This window comes from candidate division KSB1 bacterium (genome assembly GCA_034506255.1).
Taxonomy (GTDB): domain Bacteria; phylum Zhuqueibacterota; class Zhuqueibacteria; order Zhuqueibacterales; family Zhuqueibacteraceae; genus Coneutiohabitans; species Coneutiohabitans thermophilus.
In genome coordinates this window covers 24,040-45,291 of sequence record JAPDPX010000003.1, presented here as the reverse complement: position 1 = coordinate 45,291, position 21,252 = coordinate 24,040, and the positions used below count along the sequence as shown (strand labels likewise).

The following is a 21,252-nucleotide window of genomic DNA, read 5'->3' as shown; positions in this document are numbered from 1 at the left end:
AAAGCTGCTGGCTGACAGCTCGAGACAGAGAGGCGAGCACCTCTCGCTGCCGCGGCAAGCTTCAGCATCACGAGGGCCGGAGCAAGAGCCGGCCACTTATGTAAAATGTCAACCACAGACAGTAGGCCGCTGATCAAACAACATTCAAACAAGTCCGGCCCGTCCGCCCGAATTGGCGGGTGCCACCCGAGATTGTTGAACCAGTGTCAAAAAAGCAGGTGGTCAGCTCTGAAAACAGGGAACAGAACAAATGCGTTCGCATGTGCTATTCGCATTTGGCCAAATAATACACTGTGGAATCACCGCAATTTGCAGCGTTTAATTTCTCCGCCTGCGCTTTGAAGCCCGCGATCTGACGTTTTGAAAAAAGATGAGGCGCGGTATCAACCAGGTATGACACGTCCGCCATCAGGGGTATATCTTTGCGATATTGTTCGCTGCCCCAGAACTGAAAGTCGTTTGAGTCAAAGCGTTTTTTTATCAATTTCAGGCTTGCTTGCTGGGCCAGTATTTCGATGCCCTTGGCAGAATAAATAAAAAGATGGCGCGGCGCATCCAGTTGCACCCAATTGGTGCCGTAATGCTCCCAGGCATAGCAGGGGACGACCGGCGTGCGGATCAGACACATGCCGTTGGACGCCAGCAGCCGCGCGGCGTGCTGCAACGTATCCCCGGGATTCTCCAAATGCTCCAACACGTGGTGAAACATGATGAGGTCCCACGTGCCACCAATCTCAAAAAAAGTCCGTTTCAGTATGTGCAGGCCGTTGGCATATTCGAGATCCCTTTCCAGAAAGGGTTCGACGCCCATGGTGTTCGTGAAGCCGAGGTTTCGCAAATCCCACAGCAACATACCTGTGCCGCAGCCGACATCCAGAATTCTGGTGTCTTTACTCAGGTATTCGACGCCCGACAGGCTGAACAAGCTCTCATTCGGGAATTTCCGGTAAAGCCACTTGCCGAGCGCACCTTTGCCACACACCGCGTAGCGATCGCGCAGTCTTTTCATCAATTTTTGTACGGGATTGTAGTTTTGGGCGTCCGGCAAGTGCGTCAAACTATAGTAATTCGCAGGGTAGTATTTTGAAAGGTCGGCGGGGATTTCTGCAATTTGCAGACAGCCGCAGTTAAAACACTCGTAATAGGTGAACCATTCGCGATAGCCAAACATCATCTCGCGTACGCGATGGGTTCGTTGAAGGCCGGCCTGTCCGCAAATTTTACAGGTCATAAACCGTGCTGCCCTTTTTCCTCCGAGGCCGTTGCCCCCAGCAACTTGCGATAAAGCGAGCCGTGCCTGAGTTCCTCTGCCATCGCGCCCACCTTCCAATTGCGCTCTTTTTCGCGCTCATAAATTTCGCGGATGAACGCCCAGGTCGTGCTGAACATGGCGGCGAGAAAGACGAAAATCAGGATGATGAGCGTGCGGTGCGGCCGGCTCTTGCGTTCCGGTGGCACGGCGTGGTCGAGTACCAAAACCACCGGCGTGTCCTTGTTCTCATCGATTTTGGCCTGCTCATACAAGGGCAGCAGGAATTCCATCAAACGATTTTGAATCTCAAACTCGCGAAAACGCCGGAGATATTCGGTTCCCAGCTCCGGTACATCTTTGAAGGGGACGAAGAAATTGAGGGAGGATTGCTGAAACCAGTCATCCGTGCCGTACTTGATCTCACTCAGCCTGCGATTCAGTTCCATCAGTTCAAGCTGCAGGGCTTGTGTGCGGGGGTTTTCCGCGCCAAACATGCGGCGTGCAATGTCGAATTCCATTTGCTTCTGCACCTGCGCGGATTTCAGCTCAGCCGCCGCCTTGATGGCACTTTCGGTTTGCTGCGGCAATGCGTAGATGCCGTATTTTTGCTGGAACGCTTTCAGACTGTCTTCGGCGCGGCGCAAATCCTCGACATTTTGGCGATAGCGTTTTTCAATGAATTCGCGATTGTTGCGTGCCTCCGTGGTCCCCAGTTCCCGGCTGATTTCGTTGAGCAGCTTCACGAAATAGTTCGCCATGTCGGCGGCGCGTTGCGGGCTTTTGTCATAAACCGTGATGGTGATGTTGCCCTCGGTTGCAATGTTGAATTCGACATTCTCCCGCAGGGTGCGTATGGCCTCTTCCACCGAATTTTTGCGACTCTTGTAAACACGGACGAGGTCGAATTTCTGCACCACTCGTTCCATCGCCGAGCGGCTTTCCAAAATCGCGATGTAACTGTACGCATCGGATGAACCGCCCAGCCGCACACCCAGACCCGCCAAATTTTTGAACAACGTGGAGGCACTGCCTTCCAGCATGCTCAACAAACCACCGGGCCGTTTTGGCGGCAGCACAGAGGCCGTGGCGGCATACCAGTTTGGCATGAGCAGTACGATGCCGGTGGTGAGCACGCCGGTCAGCAGGATGCTGAGTACGATTACCTTGCGTCGCTTGAAAAGAACATAAAGGTGGTCGAACAAATAGCTCTGTTTGGGCTGGCCATCCATCCGATCATCGAGAGGGTGAGAGTTGTTGTTGTCGGCCATGGAACACTCTTGTTTATTTTCTCAGGGCAATGACGGCAATGATGATGGTTGCGGTTTGTGAAAGAAGCTGAAGGGTTTGGGATAGTTTTATACGCCCGGAAACCGGCACAATGATCGAATCGCCCCGTCGTACCTCGAGACGAGTCCCCTTCTCCTTCTTGCCAGTGTCTGAGCGCACGACGACGAGGTTCTCCAGATCCGCCATCTCCGAGGTACCGCCGGCAAAACCGACATAATCGATGGCGGAATAACCATCGACATAGGGAACATTGCCGGGATTCTTGACAGCTCCGTGAACATAAACATGGCCCTTCATGCCGGTGACAATGATGCGGTCGCCATGCTCCACTTTCGTGCTGCCGGAAACGCCGTGGTGATTCGTGCTGTCTCCGAACAAATTCACCGCAACCGGCGGCTGTTTGCCGCGCACCAGGAAGATCTTCTCCAGGTCAGTCCAGCGGTGGATGGCGCGGATGCGATAGAGCAGCTCCTGCAGTGATTCGTTTTCTGCGATTTGATGGGGGCCGGGCTGGCTGACCTCTCCTTCGATAAAGGCGGTTTTGCCGGTCAATTTGACACGAGGCACATAGATGACATCGCCGGCACGCACGTAGGGATCCTGGCCGAGATCGCCCTCGTAATACAGTTTGTACATGTCAAGTGTGTCAGTCGTGCCATCGGCATGACGCACTTCCACATGACGCTGATTCGCCCAATCCGTCCAGCCTTCGGCTTGTTGAATGAAGTAGGAGATACGATCGAGCGCTGTGGCGTTGAATGAGCCGGGCGCCTGCACTTCACCAAAGATGTGGGCCCGCACCAGACGCAATTGCGTTAAATCCGCGGTGACCGTGATGTTGCGCGGGTCATATTTGGCGGCGCATGCGCGACTCACTTCCGCTCGCACCATTTCCAGCGTCATATTTTTCACATCCAGAGTGCCCACACTTGGAATGACAACTCTGGATTCAGGCGTGACAGAGGTGGAAATGCTGTTGTCCTCGCTGGAGGGTCCCCAGAAGCTGATCCGCAAAACGTCCCCAGGCCCGACACGATAGACGGCCGGATCAACCGGGCCTTCGATGGCTTGTGGCAGCGGACGCTGATCACTTTGCCGCTGCAGATATTTGGCGAGTTCCTTTTCGTCGATTTGCAGCTTGTCATTGTGTTTGGACTGGCCGGTGAGCAAATTGGCGGCAATGAGCAGAAAAGAAATGGCGAGTTTTGTCGCTTTCATATTGGCGAGAATATTCTCCTTACGATCGAAGGTTGAGCAATCGGATCTTCGGGGGCGCAAATACTCCCGCATTGCCCGCCCGCGTCGAACGGATTGCCGGGGCGTTTGCGTGAGCGTGAGGAAATCACCGCGCTGCCGGGAATGGTTCCACTGTCTGTTTCAAAACGCTGCAGCCCATGAAATCGCGCAGCACTTCCGGCACCACGATGCTGCCCTCTTCGGTCTGATAATTTTCCATGATGGCGATGATGGTGCGCGGCAGCGCCAGCCCCGAGGCGTTGAGCGTGTGCACGAATTGCGGCTTGGCGCCCGCCGCCGGCCGGAAACGAATGTTGGCCCGCCGGGCCTGAAAATCCTCGAAATTCGAACAGGAGGAAACTTCCAGCCACTGCTTGACGCCCGGCGCCCAGACCTCAAGATCGTAGCACTTCGCGGCCGCAAAGCTCATGTCGCCGCTGCACAGCAGCACCACGCGATAGGGCAAGCCGAGCAGTTGCAGAACCTCTTCGGCGTTCTGCAGCAGCTTTTCATGTTCCTCGTAACTCGTCTCCGGCCGCACGAACTTCACCATCTCGACTTTGTCGAATTGATGCAGCCGCATCAAACCCTTGGTGTCCTTGCCGTAGGCACCCGCTTCGCGGCGGAAGCAGGGCGTGTAGGCGGTGTAGTAAATTGGCAGGCCCTCGGCCGGCAACAACTCACCGGCCAGCAGATTGGTGACCGGCACTTCCGCGGTGGGAATCAGGAAGAGATCATCCGCTTCGATGCGGTACATGTCGTCTTCCAATTTGGGCAACTGGCCGGTGCCGAACATTGCCTGGCGGTTGACCGCGAAGGGTGGCAGCACCTCGGTGTAGCCATGCTTCTCGACATGCAGGTCGAGCATGAAATTGATCAAGGCGCGCGCCAGCCTGGCGCCTCGGCCGTAAAAGTTGACCCAAAAAGAGCCGGTGACTTTGGCGCCGCCGGCAAAGTCGATCAGATGCAGCGACTCGTTCAACACCCAGTGGGGCCTGGCTTCGAATTCGAATTGCGGCGGCTCACCCCAGTGCCGTACCACAACGTTGTCGGCCGAGCTTTTGCCCTCCGGCACGCTGGCATGGGGCAAATTGGGAATGCGAATCTGCAGTTGGTAGAGTTTCTCCTCGACCTGTTTGAGCTCGGCATCCAGCGCCTTGATTTGCTCGGCCACCTGCTTCATTTCCGCCATTTGGTCGGCGGCCTCCCGGCCCTGCTTTTTGGCCTGGCCGATTTCTTCGGAGACCCGATTGCGTCGCGCCTTCAACTCTTCACTGCGAATCAAAAGCTGGCGGCGTTGCTCCTCCAGCCGGGGGAATTCCGACAGGTCGAGATTGACATTTTTCTTGCGCACGCCGGCTTCGACAACGGCGAAGTTCTCGCGGATGAATTTGAGATCAAGCATGTATGCAGTCCTTACTTGCGATGCCCGGCCGCCTTGCGTGACAAACTCCGGCCGCGCACCAGAAGCAGACATCAGCGCGACCGATTCGATCACAACGGCTGTGAAATTCAAGGCGCAAAAGTATTGAAGTATCATTTCAAATGCAAGCTGTTCGTGCAGCTCCCCGGCTTCGATCACCAAGCCGGTGGTCAGGGAGTGGTGCTGGCCAATATCATGCTGTCGCCACGGGCTCGATCTATCAAATGGAATCAACGACTTGAACCGGCTGCATCACACCGAGATAGCGCCCAAAAACTGCTTGACTTTTCAGGGAGAATAGTCTAAGTTTGCTGCCTGTTTGCCAAAGCCAATTGTCTGCAGCCCGAGGAATCAGCAGAAAGTAGAAAGATGAAAAGAACCTATCAGCCTCATAATCGCAAACGCAAAGCCAAGCATGGTTTCCGCGAGCGCATGTCCACCAAGAATGGCCGGAATGTCCTCAAGCGCCGTCGCGCCAAAGGCAGAAAGCGCCTCACTGTCAGTGACGAATGATGTGCATCGCCGGTATGGCCTCCCCAAAACAGCCATCCTGCGCGGGGCCAGACGTTTTCAGGAGCTGTTTGAAAAGGGCCGGCACCAGCACGGACAGTTGGTGGATATGGTTTGGATGAAAGCCGGCAGCCGGCAGGTGGCATTTGCAGCCAGCAGGCGGGTGAAGCGTGCGGTGCAGCGCAATGCCGTCAAGCGCCGCCTGCGCGAAGCCTACCGTCTGGAGCAACACGAATTTGCTGCCGGCGCCGCGATCATCTTCATCGGGCATGCGCGGATTTTGGAGGCTGATTTCGAGGCCGTGCGGGCCGGAATGCGCAGACTGGCGCGCATTCTTGCCGCGGCTGCCAATTGACGAACATTCTGTGGTATTGCCCACCGCTCCTGAACCATTCCTGCGATGAAGACAATTCTGGTGCTGTTGATTCGCGTGTATCAACGCGTGCTCTCACCCGCCCTTCCGCCTGCTTGCCGTTTTTATCCGAGCTGCTCAGAGTACACGTGCCAGGCCATCCTCAAGCACGGCGCGCTCAAGGGCGTTTATTTGGGTGTCCGGCGCCTCCTCCGCTGTCACCCCTGGCACGCCGGCGGCTACGATCCTGTGCCCTGAGCTTCATCAGCAATCAATTCCGCGGTGGTATTCGTTTTCATAAATCAGGTATGTAAAGATGCAATTCGACAAAAGAACACTGCTGGCTTCCCTGCTCATTGTGCTGATTTTCGTTTTCATTCAAAGCGATTTTTATGAGCGGCTTTACGGCCGGTTGTTCGGCCGCGCAGTGCCGACGGCACCCGCCGCGGTCAAAACCCAAACCTCCAAAGATTCCACCGCGGCGGCTGTCCTCACTTTTGACACCGGCGATACCCTCTCCGCCACACCCGGCAGGGAGATGGTTGTTTGGCAGAAGGAAAAGCAGTTCGAACGTGAAATTATCGTGGAGACGCCGCTGTATCGCGGCGTGCTCTCGACCCTGGGTGGAACAATCAAAGAATGGCAGTTCAAAAAATATTTTCTCCACAACGGCACACCCATCACCATTGTCCAGCAGGGCACGGACAACCTTTCGGTGGTTTTTCCCGGCGAAAGCGACAGCCTGAATACCAGCCAGTACAACTTCACTTGCAAAGACTCGAGCATTCACCTGCCGGTGGGGGGAAAACACAAGCTGGTGTTCGAGCGTGAATTGGAGCCGGGCAAACGCGTGCGCAAGACCTATGACTTCTCCGCCGACGATTACACCATCGGCCTGCGCCTCGAATTGGAAAACGTCAATGATCTTGTCGCGGGCTACCATTACAACCTGCGCTGGCGAACAGGCCTGGCACCGACCGAACCCAGCCTGAAAGCCGATATGGCCGAGGCGCGGGCGTATACTTTCATCGGCGAGGATCTGCTGGACCTCGACGTCGGTGACAAAGCACACAAAGAGCTCAAGGAGGATGAACGCGACATTGCGTGGGCGGCGACACGCACAAAGTATTTCACCTGCGCCATTGTGCCCGCTTCGCAGCCGGCGCGCGGCGTGCTGCTTTCCGGCGGCTCAACCTATGTGCCCGGCCAGGAAACCCGTCTCAAAAGTTATCAGATGGACCTGAAAATGCCGCTGGCACGCCAAAGCGCGACGGTGCACGATTTCAAAGTCTATCTCGGTCCCATTGATTATGACCGGCTGGAAGCTCTGGGCACACACCGTCTGATGAACCTGGGCTGGAGCATCATCCGGCCGTTCAGTTGGATGGTGCTCAAATCGCTGCAGGGGATGCACAATTTCGTGCCGAACTATGGCGTCGTCATCATCATCTTCGCCTTCCTGATCAAGATCATCCTGCATCCGCTCACCAAGAAGACCAACGAATCGATGAAGCAGATGCAGCTTTTGCAGCCCAAGATGAAGGAGCTGCAGGAGAAATATGCGAAGGATCCCCAGCGCCTGAACGAAGAGGTGATGAAGCTCTACCGCGAATACGGTGTCAACCCCCTGGGCGGATGCCTGCCGTTGCTGCTGCAGATGCCGCTGCTCTTCGCCATGTTCACGGTGTTCGGCTCCACCATCGAATTCCGCCAGGCACCATTCGTGGGCTGGATTCAGGACCTGTCGGCACCGGACACGATTTTTCACCTGCCCTTCTCGCTGCCACTGTACGGCAACCAGGTGGCGCTGCTGCCCCTGTTGATGGGCATCACCATGTTCATCCAGCAGAAAATGTCGATCACCGACCCCAAGCAGAAGGCGATGATCTACCTCATGCCGATCCTGTTCACGCTGATGTTCAACAATTTTCCCTCGGGGTTGAATCTCTACTATGCCCTCTTCAATGTACTCAGCATCCTGCAGCAAAAGTACATGACCAAGCCGCCGGAGGATCTCGAGGAACGCCGCAAACGGATGAAAGAACTGGCGCAGCTAAAGCGCGGTGGCTTGCATGCCGCACTCTCCCGCAAGCGCTTGTTGAACAAGTAGGCCGCGATTGGCAACTGCTGCCGGTCTGCCGAGATCCCACATTGCAGACGAAGCGCCTTCTGCTTCGCGGCGGTGTGGGATTTCAATTTGCAGGGCAACACGCAGGCCCCGGCCCTGCGCACCGGGGTTTTAATTATGGCTGCTGCCGAACAAGACACCATCGCCGCTATTATGACTGCCACGGGACGCGGCAGCGTGGCCGGGCTGCGTCTCTCCGGACCATCCGCCTTTGCGATCGCCAGCCGCCTGCTGCCGAAGGGTGGGGAGCTGGCGGACTTCGCCCCGCGGCGCTCCCATCTCACCTGGCTGTGCGATCTCTCCGGCAATCGTCTCGATCAAGTCATGATCGTGCGCTATCCCGCGCCGCATTCCTACACCGGTGAGGACGTGGTCGAAATATTTTGCCACGGCGGCACGCTGGTGCCGCATCTGATTCTCGAGCAACTTTGTGCCGCGGGCTGCCGCCTGGCTGAGCCCGGCGAGTTTACCAAACGCGCCGTGCTCAATCACAAGCTCGATCTGATTCAGGCCGAGGCGGTTGCCGAAATCATCGCTGCCGAGTCGCCGGCCTATTTGCAAAATGTCCTGTCGCATCTCGAGGGGGCTTTTTCAAGCCAGGTGAGGGCGTTGCGGCAGCGCTTACTGCATACTTGCGCGCTGCTCGAACTGGGCCTGGATTTCAGCGAAGAAGATGTCGAGTTTGCTGATCGGGCGCAATTGCAGGCGGAATTGGCGCAACTCGACCTCATGATCGCCCGCCTGCTTGCCGGTTTCGAACGCGGCCAGGCCTTGAAGGAGGGCTGGAAACTCGCCATCATCGGCAAGCCCAACGTCGGCAAATCGAGCCTGATGAATGCGCTGCTGCGGCATGAGCGGGTCATCGTCAGTCCGATACCCGGCACCACCCGCGACACGGTGGAGGAGAGGATCCGGCTCGGCGGGCACCTGTTTCGCCTGATTGATACCGCCGGCATTCGCCAGCATGGCGATGCGCTCGAGCAAATCGGCATGACGCGCTCGCGCCGCGCGGTGCAAGCGGCGGACATCATCGTCTTCGTCACGGATGGCTCGGGCGCCGCCGACCGGGAGGACGAAGCCATAGCCGAAATCTGCCGGGCACGCGCCGCCACCGGCTCTTTGTTAGGAATCCTACATGTAAGCAACAAGGCGGATCTGCCGGATTCCCCCCACGCTTTTCAGTTCCAGGCAGCGGAGGTGGCAAGGATCAAAACCTCGGCCACCACCGGCCACGGCATTGCTGAACTGGAAAACGCGCTGGTCGAGCTGGTCACGGCCAAAGCGTCTGCAAACAGGGAAGAAACGGGCTACGTCAATCTCCGCCAGCGCCTCTGTCTGGAGAAAGCACGCACGGCATTGCATGCCGCCGCACAATCGCTGCACGACAATCTCTCGGCGGAATTCGTTGCCGTGGACCTGCGTGAAGTGATTTTTCAGTTGGGTGCTTTGATCGGCGAGGTGACCAACGAGGATATTTTGGGGGAAATCTTCGCAAATTTTTGCATCGGCAAATAGTCGGGCAGTTCGCGTCGCAACGGACCGGCAAAGTGCGCCGACAAACAGTGTCCGACGCAATCCTGTGCAACTGCCGGGACGCTGCTCATGGCAATCCGGCTGGAGCGGAATGCTTCATTGAAAAATCACTGCGAATTCCTTATCTTCGCCCCATCTTTCAGCGGGAATCGAATGGAGAGGCTGTTGCCATGAAAACTACTGACGCAGAGGTCACCGCCGGCAAACGCCGGCTGTTGATCGCTTTGGCGCGGCGCCATGTGCAGCCCGGCTCGGGCAGTGCCACGGCCTTTCTCACTAAAAGGACAACCACCATGAGCTGGCCCGATCTCGTTACGATCCTCGCTCCGATAAAATTTGCGGTCGTTGGCGCGGTCGCCAGCCGGCATTACATGCCGGAACGACTCACGCAGGATATTGATATCGTCATCCTGGCTGAGCAGCAGAGCGAGGCCCAGGCCAGGCTCCAGGAAGCGGGCTACCGGTTTGAGGGAACGTTGACGATCGGGGGTTCTAGCTGGCGCAGCCCAGAGGGGAAAATAGTTGATCTCATCGCCGTCCGTGAGTCATGGTGGCCGCACGCCCTCGCTGCCGCGCAAAACAATCGCGATGCAGAGAACTTGCCTATTTTACCTCTGGCGTACCTCGTCCTGATGAAGTACCGCGCTGGTCGTCTGCAAGATCTGGCAGATATTTCCCGCATGCTGGGGCAGGTGGATGAAAGTCAGCTCGCCGAGGTGAGAGCACTTTTCGATCGTGAAGCTCCTTCCGAAAAGGAAGATTTGGAAAGCATCATCCAGCTCGGCAGACTGGAGTATGAAACCGGAAAGTGAAAAGGTTTTTCACTGCGGAGAATAAATTTCGATGTCGGATTCGATTTATGATGTTGTCGTCATCGGTGCCGGTCATGCCGGCATCGAAGCTGCTCTTGCCGCCGCACGCATGGGTTGCCGCACCCTGCTGATGACAATGAACGTCTCCACCATCGGACAAATGTCCTGCAATCCCGCCATTGGTGGCGTGGCCAAAGGGCAGCTCGTCCGGGAACTGGATGCCATGGGAGGAGAGATGGGCCTGGCGATCGACGACGCCGGCATACAATTTCGCATGCTGAACAAAGGCAAGGGCCCGGCAGTCTGGTCGCCGCGCGCGCAGGCCGACCGCGTGCAATATGCAGCGCGGGTCAGGCTGGCGTGTGAACGGCAGGAGCATCTCGATATTCGCCAGGACATGGCAACCGGTCTGGTGGTTGAGCATGGCAAAGCCGTTGCGGTGGAAACGATGCTGGGGGGGAAAATTGCATGCCGCAACATTGTCATCACTGCCGGAACCTTTCTCAATGGCGTCATTCACATCGGATTGAAAAGTTACGAGGCCGGACGCGCCGGTGAGTTTGCCGCGAAGGGACTGACGGAATCTCTGCTTGCCCACGGCATTGAGACGGCCCGCCTCAAAACCGGCACGCCGCCCCGCCTGAACGGCCGCACGATCGACTATTCCAGCACCGAGAGGCAGCCGGGCGATGAGCCGCCGCCGCCGTTCTCGTTCTGGCACGACAAACTCGAGCTCGAGCAGATGCCGTGCTTTCTCACCTGCACCAACGAACGCACGCATGAAGAGCTGCGCAAGGGGCTGGATCGCTCGCCAATGTACACCGGCCGTATCAAGGGAGTGGGGCCGAGATATTGTCCTTCCATAGAAGACAAGATCACCCGCTTTGCCGACAAACCGCGGCATCAAATCTTCCTGGAACCGGAGGGGCGCAATACGACGGAAGTTTATATCAACGGTTTCTCGACCAGCCTGCCGGAAGAGGTTCAAACTGCGGCGATTCGGACCATCCCCGGTTTGGAGCACGTTCAGATTACCCGCATGGGTTATGCTGTGGAGTATGACTTTTTCCAACCGACACAGCTCTACCCATGGTTGGAGTCCAAGAAGATCAGCCATCTCTTTTTTGCAGGACAAGTGAACGGCACCACTGGCTATGAAGAGGCGGCGGTGCAGGGCTTTATGGCGGGAGTGAACGCAGCGCTGAAGTGCAGGGGAGAGGCGCCTTTTGTGCTCAGTCGCAGTGAAGCTTATATCGGCGTGCTGATCGACGATTTGGTGACCAAGGGCACGATTGAGCCTTATCGCATGTTTACAAGCCGGGCGGAGTACCGCCTGCTGCTCCGGCAGGACAATGCGGATTTGCGTCTCTCGCAGTATGGCCGGCAATTGGGATTGCTGACAGAAACGCAATATCAGAGAGTGCAACGCAAACAGCAGGCGGTGGTCGGGATGATAGCTGCACTCAAAGAGATTCAAGTCGAACCTGCGGAGATAAACGATCGCCTGAGAGCGCGCGGCACGACTCCGATCCAGCAAAAGGAAAGTCTGCACAAAATCTTGCGGCGGGCGGAGGTCAGCTTGTCGGATTTGCGTGGCTTTGGCAGGCTTGAGCTCTGGGAACACTGGCAGGATCCTTTTTGGGAAAAAGTTGCGGAGCAAGTCGAAATCGAGGTCAAGTACGCCGGCTTCATTGCCCGGCAACGGGAGGCTGTCGCGCGTTTTCAAAAATTGGAAGATAAGCGGCTGCCCCACAATCTTGACTACAGCAAACTCATAGCACTCTCCTCCGAAGCCCGGGAAAAATTGAATCGCATCAAGCCCACAACATTTGGACAGGCTTCGCGCATTTCCGGCGTCTCACCGGCAGACATTGCCGCTCTGCTGGTTTATGCCAAAAAGGGCTTCAAGCATGTTTCACGTGAAACAGCGGCGGAGCTTGAAATCGATATGATGGAAGAGTAAAAAAAAACGAGTGACCTCGTCTGGTTGGCCAACCATAAATCGGGCGAACAAATTTACTGGACCGACTTGTTGGACAAGACAAAATGAGCAGGGATGAGATGAAGTTGATAAAGCCACATCCCGGCAAAACACTTTTTCAGAAGTCAAGCAGCGGAGGTTGTTTCACGTGAAACAGTCCGCATTGCCCGCCCAAATCTCAAGCTTAGTATCAAAGCAGACGGGACAGGATGATTGCCTGTAATTGCTTCACGAGCTCAATGACGAGGCCCGATCAAGACAAGAACTGATGAGTCTTCTCTCCTTTTTGCCAGCCGGTTTTCCGCTCAGCGCATCTCAGCTCGCCCAATTTGAGCAGTACCTCCGGCTGTTGTTGGAATGGAATCCGCGTGCGAGCCTGGTTTCCAAATCCGATGAAAATGAAGCGCGCCTGAGCAAACGTCATGTTGTCGAATCCCTTGGCCTGCTGGGTACCGGTCTGCTTCATCCAAAAGCAACCGTGCTTGATCTCGGCAGCGGGGGAGGGTTCCCCGGCATCCCGATAAAGATCGCACAACCTGACCTTGAGATCACCCTGCTCGATTCGCGGCGGATGAAATTTCTGTTCCTGCAGGAAGCGATTCGCGCGTTGGAGTTGAAAAATGCCATTGCGGTCTGTGCCCGTGCCGAATCGCTCGGTCCCGAATTTCATTCGCGCTTTGATTTTGTCGTCGTGCGCGCCGTCGCAAGCCTTGTCAAACTCTGGCAATGGTCATTGCCGGTTTTGAAAGCCGGTGGCTGCCTGCTTGCACAAAAGGGTGGCGACCTCGAAGCAGAGTGCAAAGAGCTGCTGGCGGTCTTCCCGGGTCTAGTATTGAGTCAGGTAAAATACCCGGCGGAATGGGAGATCGAGCCCTCCCGCTTCGTGGTGGTGATTAAAAAAACCTAAACTGGTGCAGCCGCAACACCGGCATCAGCCCGGGAGAAAGGGTTGGCCGGCGCAAGGCTAATGTTGAGAGGAAGGGAAGGAAGATGAGCAAACAGGTTTTCGACGAGATCAAGGACCTGATTACCGAGACGCGCAACCCGCGCACAATGGACATTGATGCTAAAGATACCCTGGAGATTCTGCACCTCATCAATCAAGAAGACAGATTGATTCCGGACATTGTCGCGCAGGAGATTCCCTACATTGCGCAGGCAGTGGAAATTGTGGTGGCAGCATTCAAAAACGGCGGCCGGCTGTTTTACATCGGCGCCGGCACCAGCGGCCGGCTTGGCATTTTGGACGCATCGGAATGTCCGCCCACCTACGGCACTGATCCGGAGATGATTCAGGGCATCATCGCCGGCGGCTACAAGGCACTGGTGCGGTCGCAGGAGGGTGCGGAAGATATCCGTGAAAACGGCGGGGCGGATTTGCGCGAGGCCGGCTTCAATCGCAAAGACGTGGCGTTCGGTATTGCTGCCAGCCGCCGAACCCCCTACGTTCTGGGCGCATTGGAATATGCCCGTGAGATCGGTGCCAAAACCGTCTATCTCACTTGCAATCCCCGCGCAGAAATCACGATCCCGGTGGATGTGGCCATCTGCCCCGTTGTCGGGCCGGAGGTAATCATGGGCTCAACACGCATGAAAGCCGGCACCGCCACCAAGCTCGTGCTCAACATGCTGACCACCACCGCCATGATTCGCCTGGGAAAAGTCTATGGCAATATGATGGTCGACCTGCGCATGACCTCGAAAAAACTGGAGGAGCGCTCCAAGCGCGTAGTGATGATGGTAACAGGCGTCAGTTATGAAAAGGCTGCTGCCGTGCTCGACAAGGCCGGCGGCCATGTCAAGACCGCTTTGGTGATGCTGCTGGCAAACGTCCCAGCCCAGGAGGCGCATGCGCGACTGGAGAGGGCCAACGGTTTCATTCGCGCCGCAATTGCCCAGCCAGTGGCAGCAGACTGATGTATTGAGGCGGCGCCGGTTTACGCAGGAAAGATGAATCACGGTGGCGAACGGGCGCTGCAACAACATGGTTGGCAAAAAAAGCAGGGGCAGTCTCACAACCCTGCACGGTGTTTTCCATGGCAGTTGATCCGATGTCTTTTTCGGCAGTGGAACAAATCAAAACAATTCTCTCTTCGGCAAAACCATTCGAAGAGATGATGAACAGACTGGCGGGCGGCGCCAACTTGACGTTGCACGGTGTAGCCGGTTCGCTGCCGGCGCTGCTGGTCGCGTTGCTGCAAAGGCAGAGCAATAGCCCTTTTCTTTGTGTGCTGCCGCATGCCGATCAGGCTGAACTGATGCGGGATGAGCTGGCGGAGCTGCTGGCAACGGGCGAAGCAATCTACTTTCCCGCCATCAAAATGCTGCCGTGGGGCCATCCGGATCCCCAGCCGCTGTCCCAGCAGATCGAAACAATCGAACATCTTGTCGAATACACCGGCAACAAGCAGCCCGGCAGAGCCCGACCGCCGGTGGTGCTCACCACGGCTGCCGCCGTGCTCGAACCCCTGCTCGCGCCCCAGACTTTGCACACCAAAAAAATCGAATTGCGGCCCGGCGATGAGATGCCCTTCGAGACACTGGTGTCACAATTGATCGAGCTGGGTTTCCAGCGCCAGACCCTGGTGGAACAGCCGGGCGAGCTGGCGGTGCGCGGCGGGATCATCGACCTCTTTCCACTGTCACGCACGCTGCCGGTGCGCATCGAGTTTTGGGGCGACCGCATCGAATCGCTGCGCGAATTCGACCCCGCGACCCAGCGTTCCGAAAACGAAATTGCCCAAGCCATTCTGTTGCCGCAAAGCATTGCCGAGCTGACCTGGAACGACAGACATATTGAGGATTCCTCACTATCCGGCCGGACGCCGTCCTGCACGCTGCTCGACTATCTTCCTAAAGAGACGATTGTCTGCTTCTTCCAGCCGGCGCGAATTCTCGCGGCGCTCTCCTGCCGGCAGACGCAATCCGATCCTGATGATGAGGACTGGCTCGCCACTGAGACAGCAGTGGAAGACGGGGCAGAGAGCTGGTCTTCTTTCGCGACGCGTTTTCAGCGCTTCCGCCGTCTGACCTTTGGCAGACAGCCGCAGGGCAGCAGCGATGAGATCATCGACTGGCATGCCACACCCCAACCGGCCCTGCATGGCGACTTGAAAGCCCTGCGCCGGGATCTGGAGGCTTTCAGGGAAAAAAGCGGCACCGGCCGGCCGGCACCGATATTTTTCGTTTGTGAATCATCGACACACGCGGAGCGCATCGCCGAGCTGCTGGAGGAGAGCGAGCTGGCTTCCTTCGCCATCAACGTGCTCAGCGGCCCAATCCACCACGGCTTCAGCCTGCCGCATCTGCCACTGCTGGTCTACACGGATCATGAATTCTATGGCCGGATGCGCCGCATTCGCAGGCGCCGGAAGCCCCGCCGGGGGCTCACTTTCCGGCAGCTTAAAACGCTCAGACGCGGGGACTACGTCGTGCACGTCGATCACGGCATCGGCAGCTATCAGGGCCTGGAGCACATCAAGATCGGCGGACATGAACAGGAATGCCTGGTCATCCACTATCTTGACCGTGACAAGCTTTACGTGCCGCTGGACAAGATGGATCGCGTGCAGAAATACACCGCACGGGAGGGCACGGCGCCCAAAATTCACAAACTCGGCTCGCCGGACTGGGAACGACTCAAAGCCCGAACCAAAAAACGCATCAAAGACATTGCCCGCGACCTGATAGAACTTTACGCACAGCGGCAGGCGCAAAAAGGCCATGCCTTCTCTCCCGACACCGTCTGGCAGCGTGACTTGGAAGCTTCTTTCGAATACGAGGACACCCCGGATCAAGCCAGCGCCGTGGCACAGGTGAAGGCGGACATGGAAAACGAACGGCCGATGGATCGCCTGGTTTGCGGCGATGTCGGCTATGGCAAGACGGAAGTCGCCATTCGCGCAGCTTTCAAAGCGGTGCAGGACAGCAAGCAGGTGGCCGTGCTGGTTCCAACGACTTTGCTCGCCCAGCAACATTACAACACCTTCCGCAATCGTCTGCAACGCTACCCGGTGAGGGTCGAGGTCCTTTCCCGCTTCCGTTCGGTGGCAGAACAAAAAAAGATTGTCGAGCGTCTTAAACAGGGGGAGATCGACATCATTGTCGGCACGCATCGCCTGCTGTCCGCGGATGTCGGCTTCAAAGACCTGGGTCTGTTGATTGTGGACGAAGAGCAGCGCTTTGGCGTGCGCCACAAGGAAATGCTCAAGAAGCTGCGTGTGAATGTTGATGTGCTCACCCTGTCTGCGACGCCCATCCCGCGCACGCTGCATATGGCGCTCACCGGCGTGCGCGACATGTCCAACATCAACACGCCGCCCCGTGACCGCCTGCCGATTCACACCGAAGTCGTGCAATTCAACCGCGACCTGGTGCGCCAGGCCATCATGCGCGAGATTCACCGCGGCGGCCAGGTGTTCTTCGTGCACAACCGGGTCAGCTCGATTCACCGCCTCGCCGGTTTGCTGCGCGCCCTGGTGCCGGAGGTGGAAATCGGCGTGGCGCATGGCCAGATGCGTGAGCACGAGCTGGAGGAGGTGATGCTGAACTTCATTCAGCGGCGCTATCACGTGCTGGTGGCGACCATGATCATTGAATCCGGCCTGGATTTGCCCAACGTCAACACCATGCTCATCAACCGCGCGGACCGCTTCGGGCTGGCCCAGCTCTATCAACTGCGCGGCCGCGTCGGCCGCAGCCATCACAAGGCTTATTGCTATCTTTTGGTGCCGCCCATCCACAGCCTGTCGCAGGAGGCCATCAAGCGTCTGGAGACGATCGAGGAGTTCACCGATCTCGGCAGCGGCTTTCAAATTGCGATGCGCGATCTGGAAATTCGCGGGGCGGGCAACCTGTTGGGTGCGGAACAAAGCGGCATGATCGACGCCATCGGCTTCGATCTCTACACCCGCATTCTCGAGGAGGCTGTGCGCGAGGCGCGTCAGGAAGCGCAGCCTGAGCAGGCTGCGCCATTCGTGCCGGGGGAACCCTGCCGTGTGGATCTGGAGGCGGATGCCTATCTGCCCGAAGACTACGTGGATCCGCCGGAGGAGCGTGTGGCCATCTACCGCCGCCTGGCGGAAGCCGGCTCAATGCAGGAAATAGAGGCGATTGCGGATGAGCTGGCCGACCGCTTCGGCAAGTTGCCGCCTGCCGCGCGCAATCTACTCGGTCTGGCAAGTTTGAAAATCCTCGGAACAGCGCTGGGTTTGAAGAGTTTGCGAGTAGTGGCAAAAGAAAGTCGCGGCCTTTTTTCCGCGGCGGCCTGCCCGGCACCGGGCAAAAATTTCAAAGAATGGATCGGCGCGCTGGTCAACCGTGCACCTTATCCGATCGAATTCTTCGAGAACGGCGGCCTTGGCTTCCGCATGGCCGTGCCACCGGGACAGGCTGCCATGCCCATGACCGTAAAGCTGCTGCTGGGGCTGCAACAAGACCGGCCCTGACGGTTGTCACCAGCTTGCAGACGGCCCCGGATGATGACGGGCAGGTCAACAGCCGATTTCGTGCACGACGAGTCCTTCCCGGGTGTGCGAGATCCCCGGCTTTTCATAGATCAACACGCAATGGTTGTGAATCATCCTGGAAAGAACGGAACGTGAAACGAAGAACCTCAAAGTGGCGGCCTCTGGTTTTGCTGATGGCGGCCTGTTTTCTCTCCGCCTGCACCCACAAGGAAGAACAGGTGGCGACCGACGCCGCTGATGTGATTGTGCGCGTGGGCGATGCCACGCTCACCCTGCAGCAAATCATCGCGGAGATTCCGCCCACCATGCGCCACAACATCAGCAGGGAACAACTGCAAGGCTACATTTCCAACTGGATCACCACCCAGCTTTTATATCAGGAGGCGAAACGCCAGGGTCTGGATAAAAAACCGGAGGTGCAGGCGCGGCTGCGGCACGTCGAGCGCGAACTCCTCGGCGAGGCCCTGCTCGACCAGGAGATCAGCAACCGCGACTGGACCGTCAGCGAGAGTGAAATTCAGCAGTTCTATCGCGACCATGGCGAAAGCTTCAAACGCAGCGAAGCGGAAATTCAGGTGTGGCACATTGCCGTGCCGCGCCAGCAGACGGCGGACTCGCTGCGGCGGGTACTGACCAGCGGCACGTTGTTCAGCCGGGTGGCGCAGGAGCGCGCCCAGGCGCAGGGCCGTCCGCAGTCGTGGGAGATGTACCTGCCGGAATCGGAAGTGCCGGGGGCCGCACGGGAAATTCTCAAACTGCGGCCGGGTGCCATGAGCACGCCCATTGCCATGGACAACGCCTATCATTTATTCTATGTGGTCGAGCGTTTCCGGCCGGAGAGCCTGCGCCCGCTGGCGCAAGTGCGCAATGAGATCGAAGCGAGGCTCAAGGCGCGCAAACAGGAGGAACGCCATCGCGCCCTGCTCGCCGAACTGAGCAACAACACGACCATCGAACAGAACTATCAATTGCTGGAAAACCTGGCAGTGGACTCGCTGCCCACCCCGCCCCGCAATTCCAGGCCATAACGGAGAAGAACATGTTTCGACCTCTCACAACGCCTGTTGTTTTGCTCTTGCTGCTCATTCCCCATCGTGGCCCGGCGCAGGAGGTGCTCGATCGCGTCGTGGCAGTGGTGGATGACAAAATCATTTTGCAATCCGAGCTGAGTCAGTATGCCTACCAGCTCGCGATACAACTCGGGATCGATCCGCGCCGCGAACCGGCGAAGTTTGCCCAGTTGCAAAAAAACGCGCTGGCGAGCCTGGTCGATCAAAAAGTTCTGCTCACCAAGGCGCAGGAGGACAGCGTGGTGGTGGACGAACGCCAGGTTGACCAGTTGCTCGAAGACCGCATCAAGAATATCACGCAGCAACTGGGCTCGGAGCAGAAAGTGGAGGAATACTTCGGCCAGCCCATGCGCAAGATTCGCCGCACCCTGCGCCGCGACATTTCCGAAGGCTTGCTGGTGCGCAACCTGCAACAACAGAAGTATCGCAACATCAAAATTTCACGGCGGGAGGTGGAAAACTTTTATCACACCATGAAGGACAGTCTGCCCGCCATCAAGGAGTCGGTCAAACTCAGCCACATTCTGATGAACATCCAGCCGGGTGAGCAGGCGCTGGCCACCGCCCGGGAGAAGGCCGAGGGCCTGCTCAAGCGCATCCGTGCCGGGGAAAACTTCGCACAGCTCGCCAGCCAGTATTCCGAAGACCCCGGCTCCTCGAAACGTGGCGGGGAGCTCGGCTTCATCCAGCGCGGCGATTTCGTGCGCGAATTCGAAGAAACCGCCTTCGCCCTGCAACCCGGCGAAATTTCCGGACTGGTGCAAACGCAATTCGGGTTTCACATCATTCAAATGATCGACCGCCGCGGCGAGAAGATCAACGTCCGCCATCTCCTCATCCGGGTGGCCACTAGCGCCGGCGATGAGGCCCGCACCCGCGACAAGGCGCAAACCCTGCGCGAAGAGCTCGCCACCGGCAAGATCACTTTCGAAGAAGCGGCGAAGCAGTATTCCAACGATGTCACCACCAATGAAAAGGGCGGTGATCTGGGCTGGTTCGAGATCGATCAACTGCAGGTCCCGGAATTCGTGCAAGTGGCCAAAACGCTGAAGCCCGGCGAGATTTCACCGCCGCTCAAGACACAATTCGGCTATCACCTGGTGCGCCTGGATGCGCGCCGCGAGCCGCGCCAGTTCAACCTCAAGGAAGACTGGGAGCAAATCGAGGATATGGCGCTCAACCACAAGGCGGAGCAGGAATTCCGCAAGTGGGTCGAGGAATACAAGAAGGAACTGTACATCAAGATTGCCGATGAAAGCTGAAGCCACAATGCCCGGGAGACGCCCCTGCCGCGGTCTGGTTGCGACGCTCGTGCTGCTGGCGACGCTGCCGGCTGCTTCCACGCTTTTTGCGCAGCAACAACTCCGCAGCGAATTCACGATGGCGCGCATCAAGTACCGCGGCGGCGGGGATTGGTACAACGATCCCTCCATCATCCCCAACCTGCTCCGCTTCCTGGCGCAAAACACCACCATTCTCACCGCCAGGGAGGAACGCCAGGTCGAACTGACCGACCACGAGCTCTTCGCGTATCCCGTGGTTTTTCTGACCGGCCACGGCCGCATACAATTCTCGGCGGAGGAGGCGCAACAACTGCGGCTCTATCTCACCAGCGGCGGTTTTCTCTATGCCGACGATGACTATGGCATGGACAAGTATTTCCGTGAAGAAATGGCCAGGGTCTTTCCCGAAAAGAAATGGGTAGAGCTGCCCTTCAGCCACCCGATTTATCACTGCCATTTCGAATTCCCGGCCGGGGTGCCGAAAACCCATGAACACGATGGCGGTCCGCCCAAAGCCTTTGGCCTGTTTCACGAAGGCCGCTTGATCGCATACTACACCTGGAACACCAACATTTCCGACGGCTGGGCCGATCCCGAAGTGCACGGTGACCCGCCCGAGGTGCGCGAACAAGCACTGCGCATGGGCACAAATATTGTGGTGTATGCCCTGATGAACTAGCCCAGCCCAAAGGGCCATGTTGTCCAAAGCATCCGGTTCTGCCTGCGGGCAATTGCTCAATTGCGTCTCCCTGCAAGACTGGTCGATGCGCGGCGAGGGGGCACTGATGCGCAGGGCATTGCAACAGTTTTTTTATGGAAGCCTTCGCGGCTGCAGCGCCCCGACCGGCTGAATCCTGAAAACGACCGCACGGCTGACTGTTGTTATTTTATGCCGCGACTTTTTCAAGGCGGGTCAA

At 57.5% G+C, this 21,252-nt stretch carries 17 protein-coding genes; 13 read left to right on the top strand and 4 right to left on the bottom strand.

The window, feature by feature from the left end:
- Nucleotides 1-265: 265 nt before the first annotated feature.
- The 4 genes from ONB52_06410 to serS form a co-directional block, all read right to left on the bottom strand.
- Complete coding sequence (locus ONB52_06410; GenBank protein ID MDZ7415779.1) at nt 266-1,231, bottom strand: class I SAM-dependent methyltransferase; 966 nt, start codon at nt 1,229-1,231, stop codon at nt 266-268.
- Entirely contained in the window at nt 1,228-2,520 is a 1,293-nt protein-coding gene (locus tag ONB52_06405; protein ID MDZ7415778.1) for a Wzz/FepE/Etk N-terminal domain-containing protein, read from the bottom strand. Before ONB52_06405 ends, ONB52_06410 begins: the two co-directional genes overlap by 4 nt.
- Before the next feature lie 13 nt (nt 2,521-2,533).
- Entirely contained in the window at nt 2,534-3,757 is a 1,224-nt protein-coding gene (locus ONB52_06400) for an SLBB domain-containing protein (protein MDZ7415777.1), read from the bottom strand.
- 124 nt (nt 3,758-3,881) lie between these two features.
- Nucleotides 3,882-5,180: a serine--tRNA ligase gene (gene serS / locus ONB52_06395; protein MDZ7415776.1), complete on the bottom strand. Its 1,299-nt coding sequence runs from the start codon at nt 5,178-5,180 to the stop codon at nt 3,882-3,884.
- A gap of 387 nt (nt 5,181-5,567) precedes the next feature.
- Here serS and rpmH point away from each other — a divergent pair, with 387 nt between their 5' ends.
- From rpmH to ONB52_06330, 13 genes are all read left to right on the top strand, one after another.
- Entirely contained in the window at nt 5,568-5,711 is a 144-nt protein-coding gene (gene rpmH, locus ONB52_06390; protein MDZ7415775.1) for a 50S ribosomal protein L34, read from the top strand.
- Nucleotides 5,701-6,063 carry a ribonuclease P protein component gene (gene rnpA, locus ONB52_06385; GenBank protein ID MDZ7415774.1) on the top strand — a complete coding sequence of 121 codons (363 nt, stop codon included), beginning with the start codon at nt 5,701-5,703 and terminating at the stop codon, nt 6,061-6,063. The genes rpmH and rnpA overlap by 11 nt, the downstream gene beginning before the upstream one ends.
- A gap of 45 nt (nt 6,064-6,108) precedes the next feature.
- Nucleotides 6,109-6,318, top strand: a complete 210-nt coding sequence (yidD, locus tag ONB52_06380) for a membrane protein insertion efficiency factor YidD (protein ID MDZ7415773.1) — start codon at nt 6,109-6,111, stop codon at nt 6,316-6,318.
- Nucleotides 6,319-6,376: 58 nt separating this feature from the next.
- Nucleotides 6,377-8,170, top strand: coding sequence for a membrane protein insertase YidC (gene yidC / locus ONB52_06375; GenBank protein ID MDZ7415772.1), 1,794 nt, complete (start codon nt 6,377-6,379; stop codon nt 8,168-8,170).
- A gap of 135 nt (nt 8,171-8,305) precedes the next feature.
- Complete coding sequence (gene mnmE, locus ONB52_06370) at nt 8,306-9,703, top strand: tRNA uridine-5-carboxymethylaminomethyl(34) synthesis GTPase MnmE (GenBank protein MDZ7415771.1); 1,398 nt, start codon at nt 8,306-8,308, stop codon at nt 9,701-9,703.
- A gap of 188 nt (nt 9,704-9,891) precedes the next feature.
- Nucleotides 9,892-10,533 carry a hypothetical protein gene (locus ONB52_06365; GenBank protein ID MDZ7415770.1) on the top strand — a complete coding sequence of 214 codons (642 nt, stop codon included), beginning with the start codon at nt 9,892-9,894 and terminating at the stop codon, nt 10,531-10,533.
- 31 nt (nt 10,534-10,564) lie between these two features.
- On the top strand, nt 10,565-12,496 hold the full coding sequence (gene mnmG / locus ONB52_06360; protein ID MDZ7415769.1) for a tRNA uridine-5-carboxymethylaminomethyl(34) synthesis enzyme MnmG: 1,932 nt from the start codon (nt 10,565-10,567) through the stop codon (nt 12,494-12,496).
- A gap of 286 nt (nt 12,497-12,782) precedes the next feature.
- The gene (gene rsmG / locus ONB52_06355) at nt 12,783-13,421 is read left to right on the top strand and encodes a 16S rRNA (guanine(527)-N(7))-methyltransferase RsmG (protein MDZ7415768.1); all 639 of its coding nucleotides are present in this window, start codon (nt 12,783-12,785) and stop codon (nt 13,419-13,421) included.
- Nucleotides 13,422-13,504: 83 nt separating this feature from the next.
- Entirely contained in the window at nt 13,505-14,431 is a 927-nt protein-coding gene (gene murQ / locus ONB52_06350; GenBank protein ID MDZ7415767.1) for an N-acetylmuramic acid 6-phosphate etherase, read from the top strand.
- A 197-nt stretch (nt 14,432-14,628) separates the two neighbouring features.
- Nucleotides 14,629-17,961: a transcription-repair coupling factor gene (gene mfd, locus ONB52_06345; protein MDZ7415766.1), complete on the top strand. Its 3,333-nt coding sequence runs from the start codon at nt 14,629-14,631 to the stop codon at nt 17,959-17,961.
- Between the two features lie 152 nt (nt 17,962-18,113).
- Nucleotides 18,114-19,010 carry a peptidylprolyl isomerase gene (locus ONB52_06340; protein MDZ7415765.1) on the top strand — a complete coding sequence of 299 codons (897 nt, stop codon included), beginning with the start codon at nt 18,114-18,116 and terminating at the stop codon, nt 19,008-19,010.
- An 11-nt stretch (nt 19,011-19,021) separates the two neighbouring features.
- Nucleotides 19,022-20,314, top strand: a complete 1,293-nt coding sequence (locus tag ONB52_06335) for a peptidylprolyl isomerase (GenBank protein MDZ7415764.1) — start codon at nt 19,022-19,024, stop codon at nt 20,312-20,314.
- Nucleotides 20,315-20,321: 7 nt separating this feature from the next.
- The gene (locus tag ONB52_06330; GenBank protein ID MDZ7415763.1) at nt 20,322-21,014 is read left to right on the top strand and encodes a DUF4159 domain-containing protein; all 693 of its coding nucleotides are present in this window, start codon (nt 20,322-20,324) and stop codon (nt 21,012-21,014) included.
- Nucleotides 21,015-21,252 lie beyond the last annotated feature (238 nt).

Coding starts and splice junctions, on each gene's coding strand:
- ONB52_06410 (MDZ7415779.1), bottom strand. CDS start 1,231: ATGACCTGTAAAATTTGCGGACAGGCCGGCCTTCAACGAACCCATCGC.
- ONB52_06405 (MDZ7415778.1), bottom strand. CDS start 2,520: ATGGCCGACAACAACAACTCTCACCCTCTCGATGATCGGATGGATGGC.
- ONB52_06400 (MDZ7415777.1), bottom strand. CDS start 3,757: ATGAAAGCGACAAAACTCGCCATTTCTTTTCTGCTCATTGCCGCCAAT.
- serS (MDZ7415776.1), bottom strand. CDS start 5,180: ATGCTTGATCTCAAATTCATCCGCGAGAACTTCGCCGTTGTCGAAGCC.
- rpmH (MDZ7415775.1), top strand. CDS start 5,568: ATGAAAAGAACCTATCAGCCTCATAATCGCAAACGCAAAGCCAAGCAT.
- yidD (MDZ7415773.1), top strand. CDS start 6,109: ATGAAGACAATTCTGGTGCTGTTGATTCGCGTGTATCAACGCGTGCTC.
- yidC (MDZ7415772.1), top strand. CDS start 6,377: ATGCAATTCGACAAAAGAACACTGCTGGCTTCCCTGCTCATTGTGCTG.
- mnmE (MDZ7415771.1), top strand. CDS start 8,306: ATGGCTGCTGCCGAACAAGACACCATCGCCGCTATTATGACTGCCACG.
- ONB52_06365 (MDZ7415770.1), top strand. CDS start 9,892: ATGAAAACTACTGACGCAGAGGTCACCGCCGGCAAACGCCGGCTGTTG.
- mnmG (MDZ7415769.1), top strand. CDS start 10,565: ATGTCGGATTCGATTTATGATGTTGTCGTCATCGGTGCCGGTCATGCC.
- rsmG (MDZ7415768.1), top strand. CDS start 12,783: ATGAGTCTTCTCTCCTTTTTGCCAGCCGGTTTTCCGCTCAGCGCATCT.
- murQ (MDZ7415767.1), top strand. CDS start 13,505: ATGAGCAAACAGGTTTTCGACGAGATCAAGGACCTGATTACCGAGACG.
- mfd (MDZ7415766.1), top strand. CDS start 14,629: ATGATGAACAGACTGGCGGGCGGCGCCAACTTGACGTTGCACGGTGTA.
- ONB52_06335 (MDZ7415764.1), top strand. CDS start 19,022: ATGTTTCGACCTCTCACAACGCCTGTTGTTTTGCTCTTGCTGCTCATT.
- ONB52_06330 (MDZ7415763.1), top strand. CDS start 20,322: ATGCCCGGGAGACGCCCCTGCCGCGGTCTGGTTGCGACGCTCGTGCTG.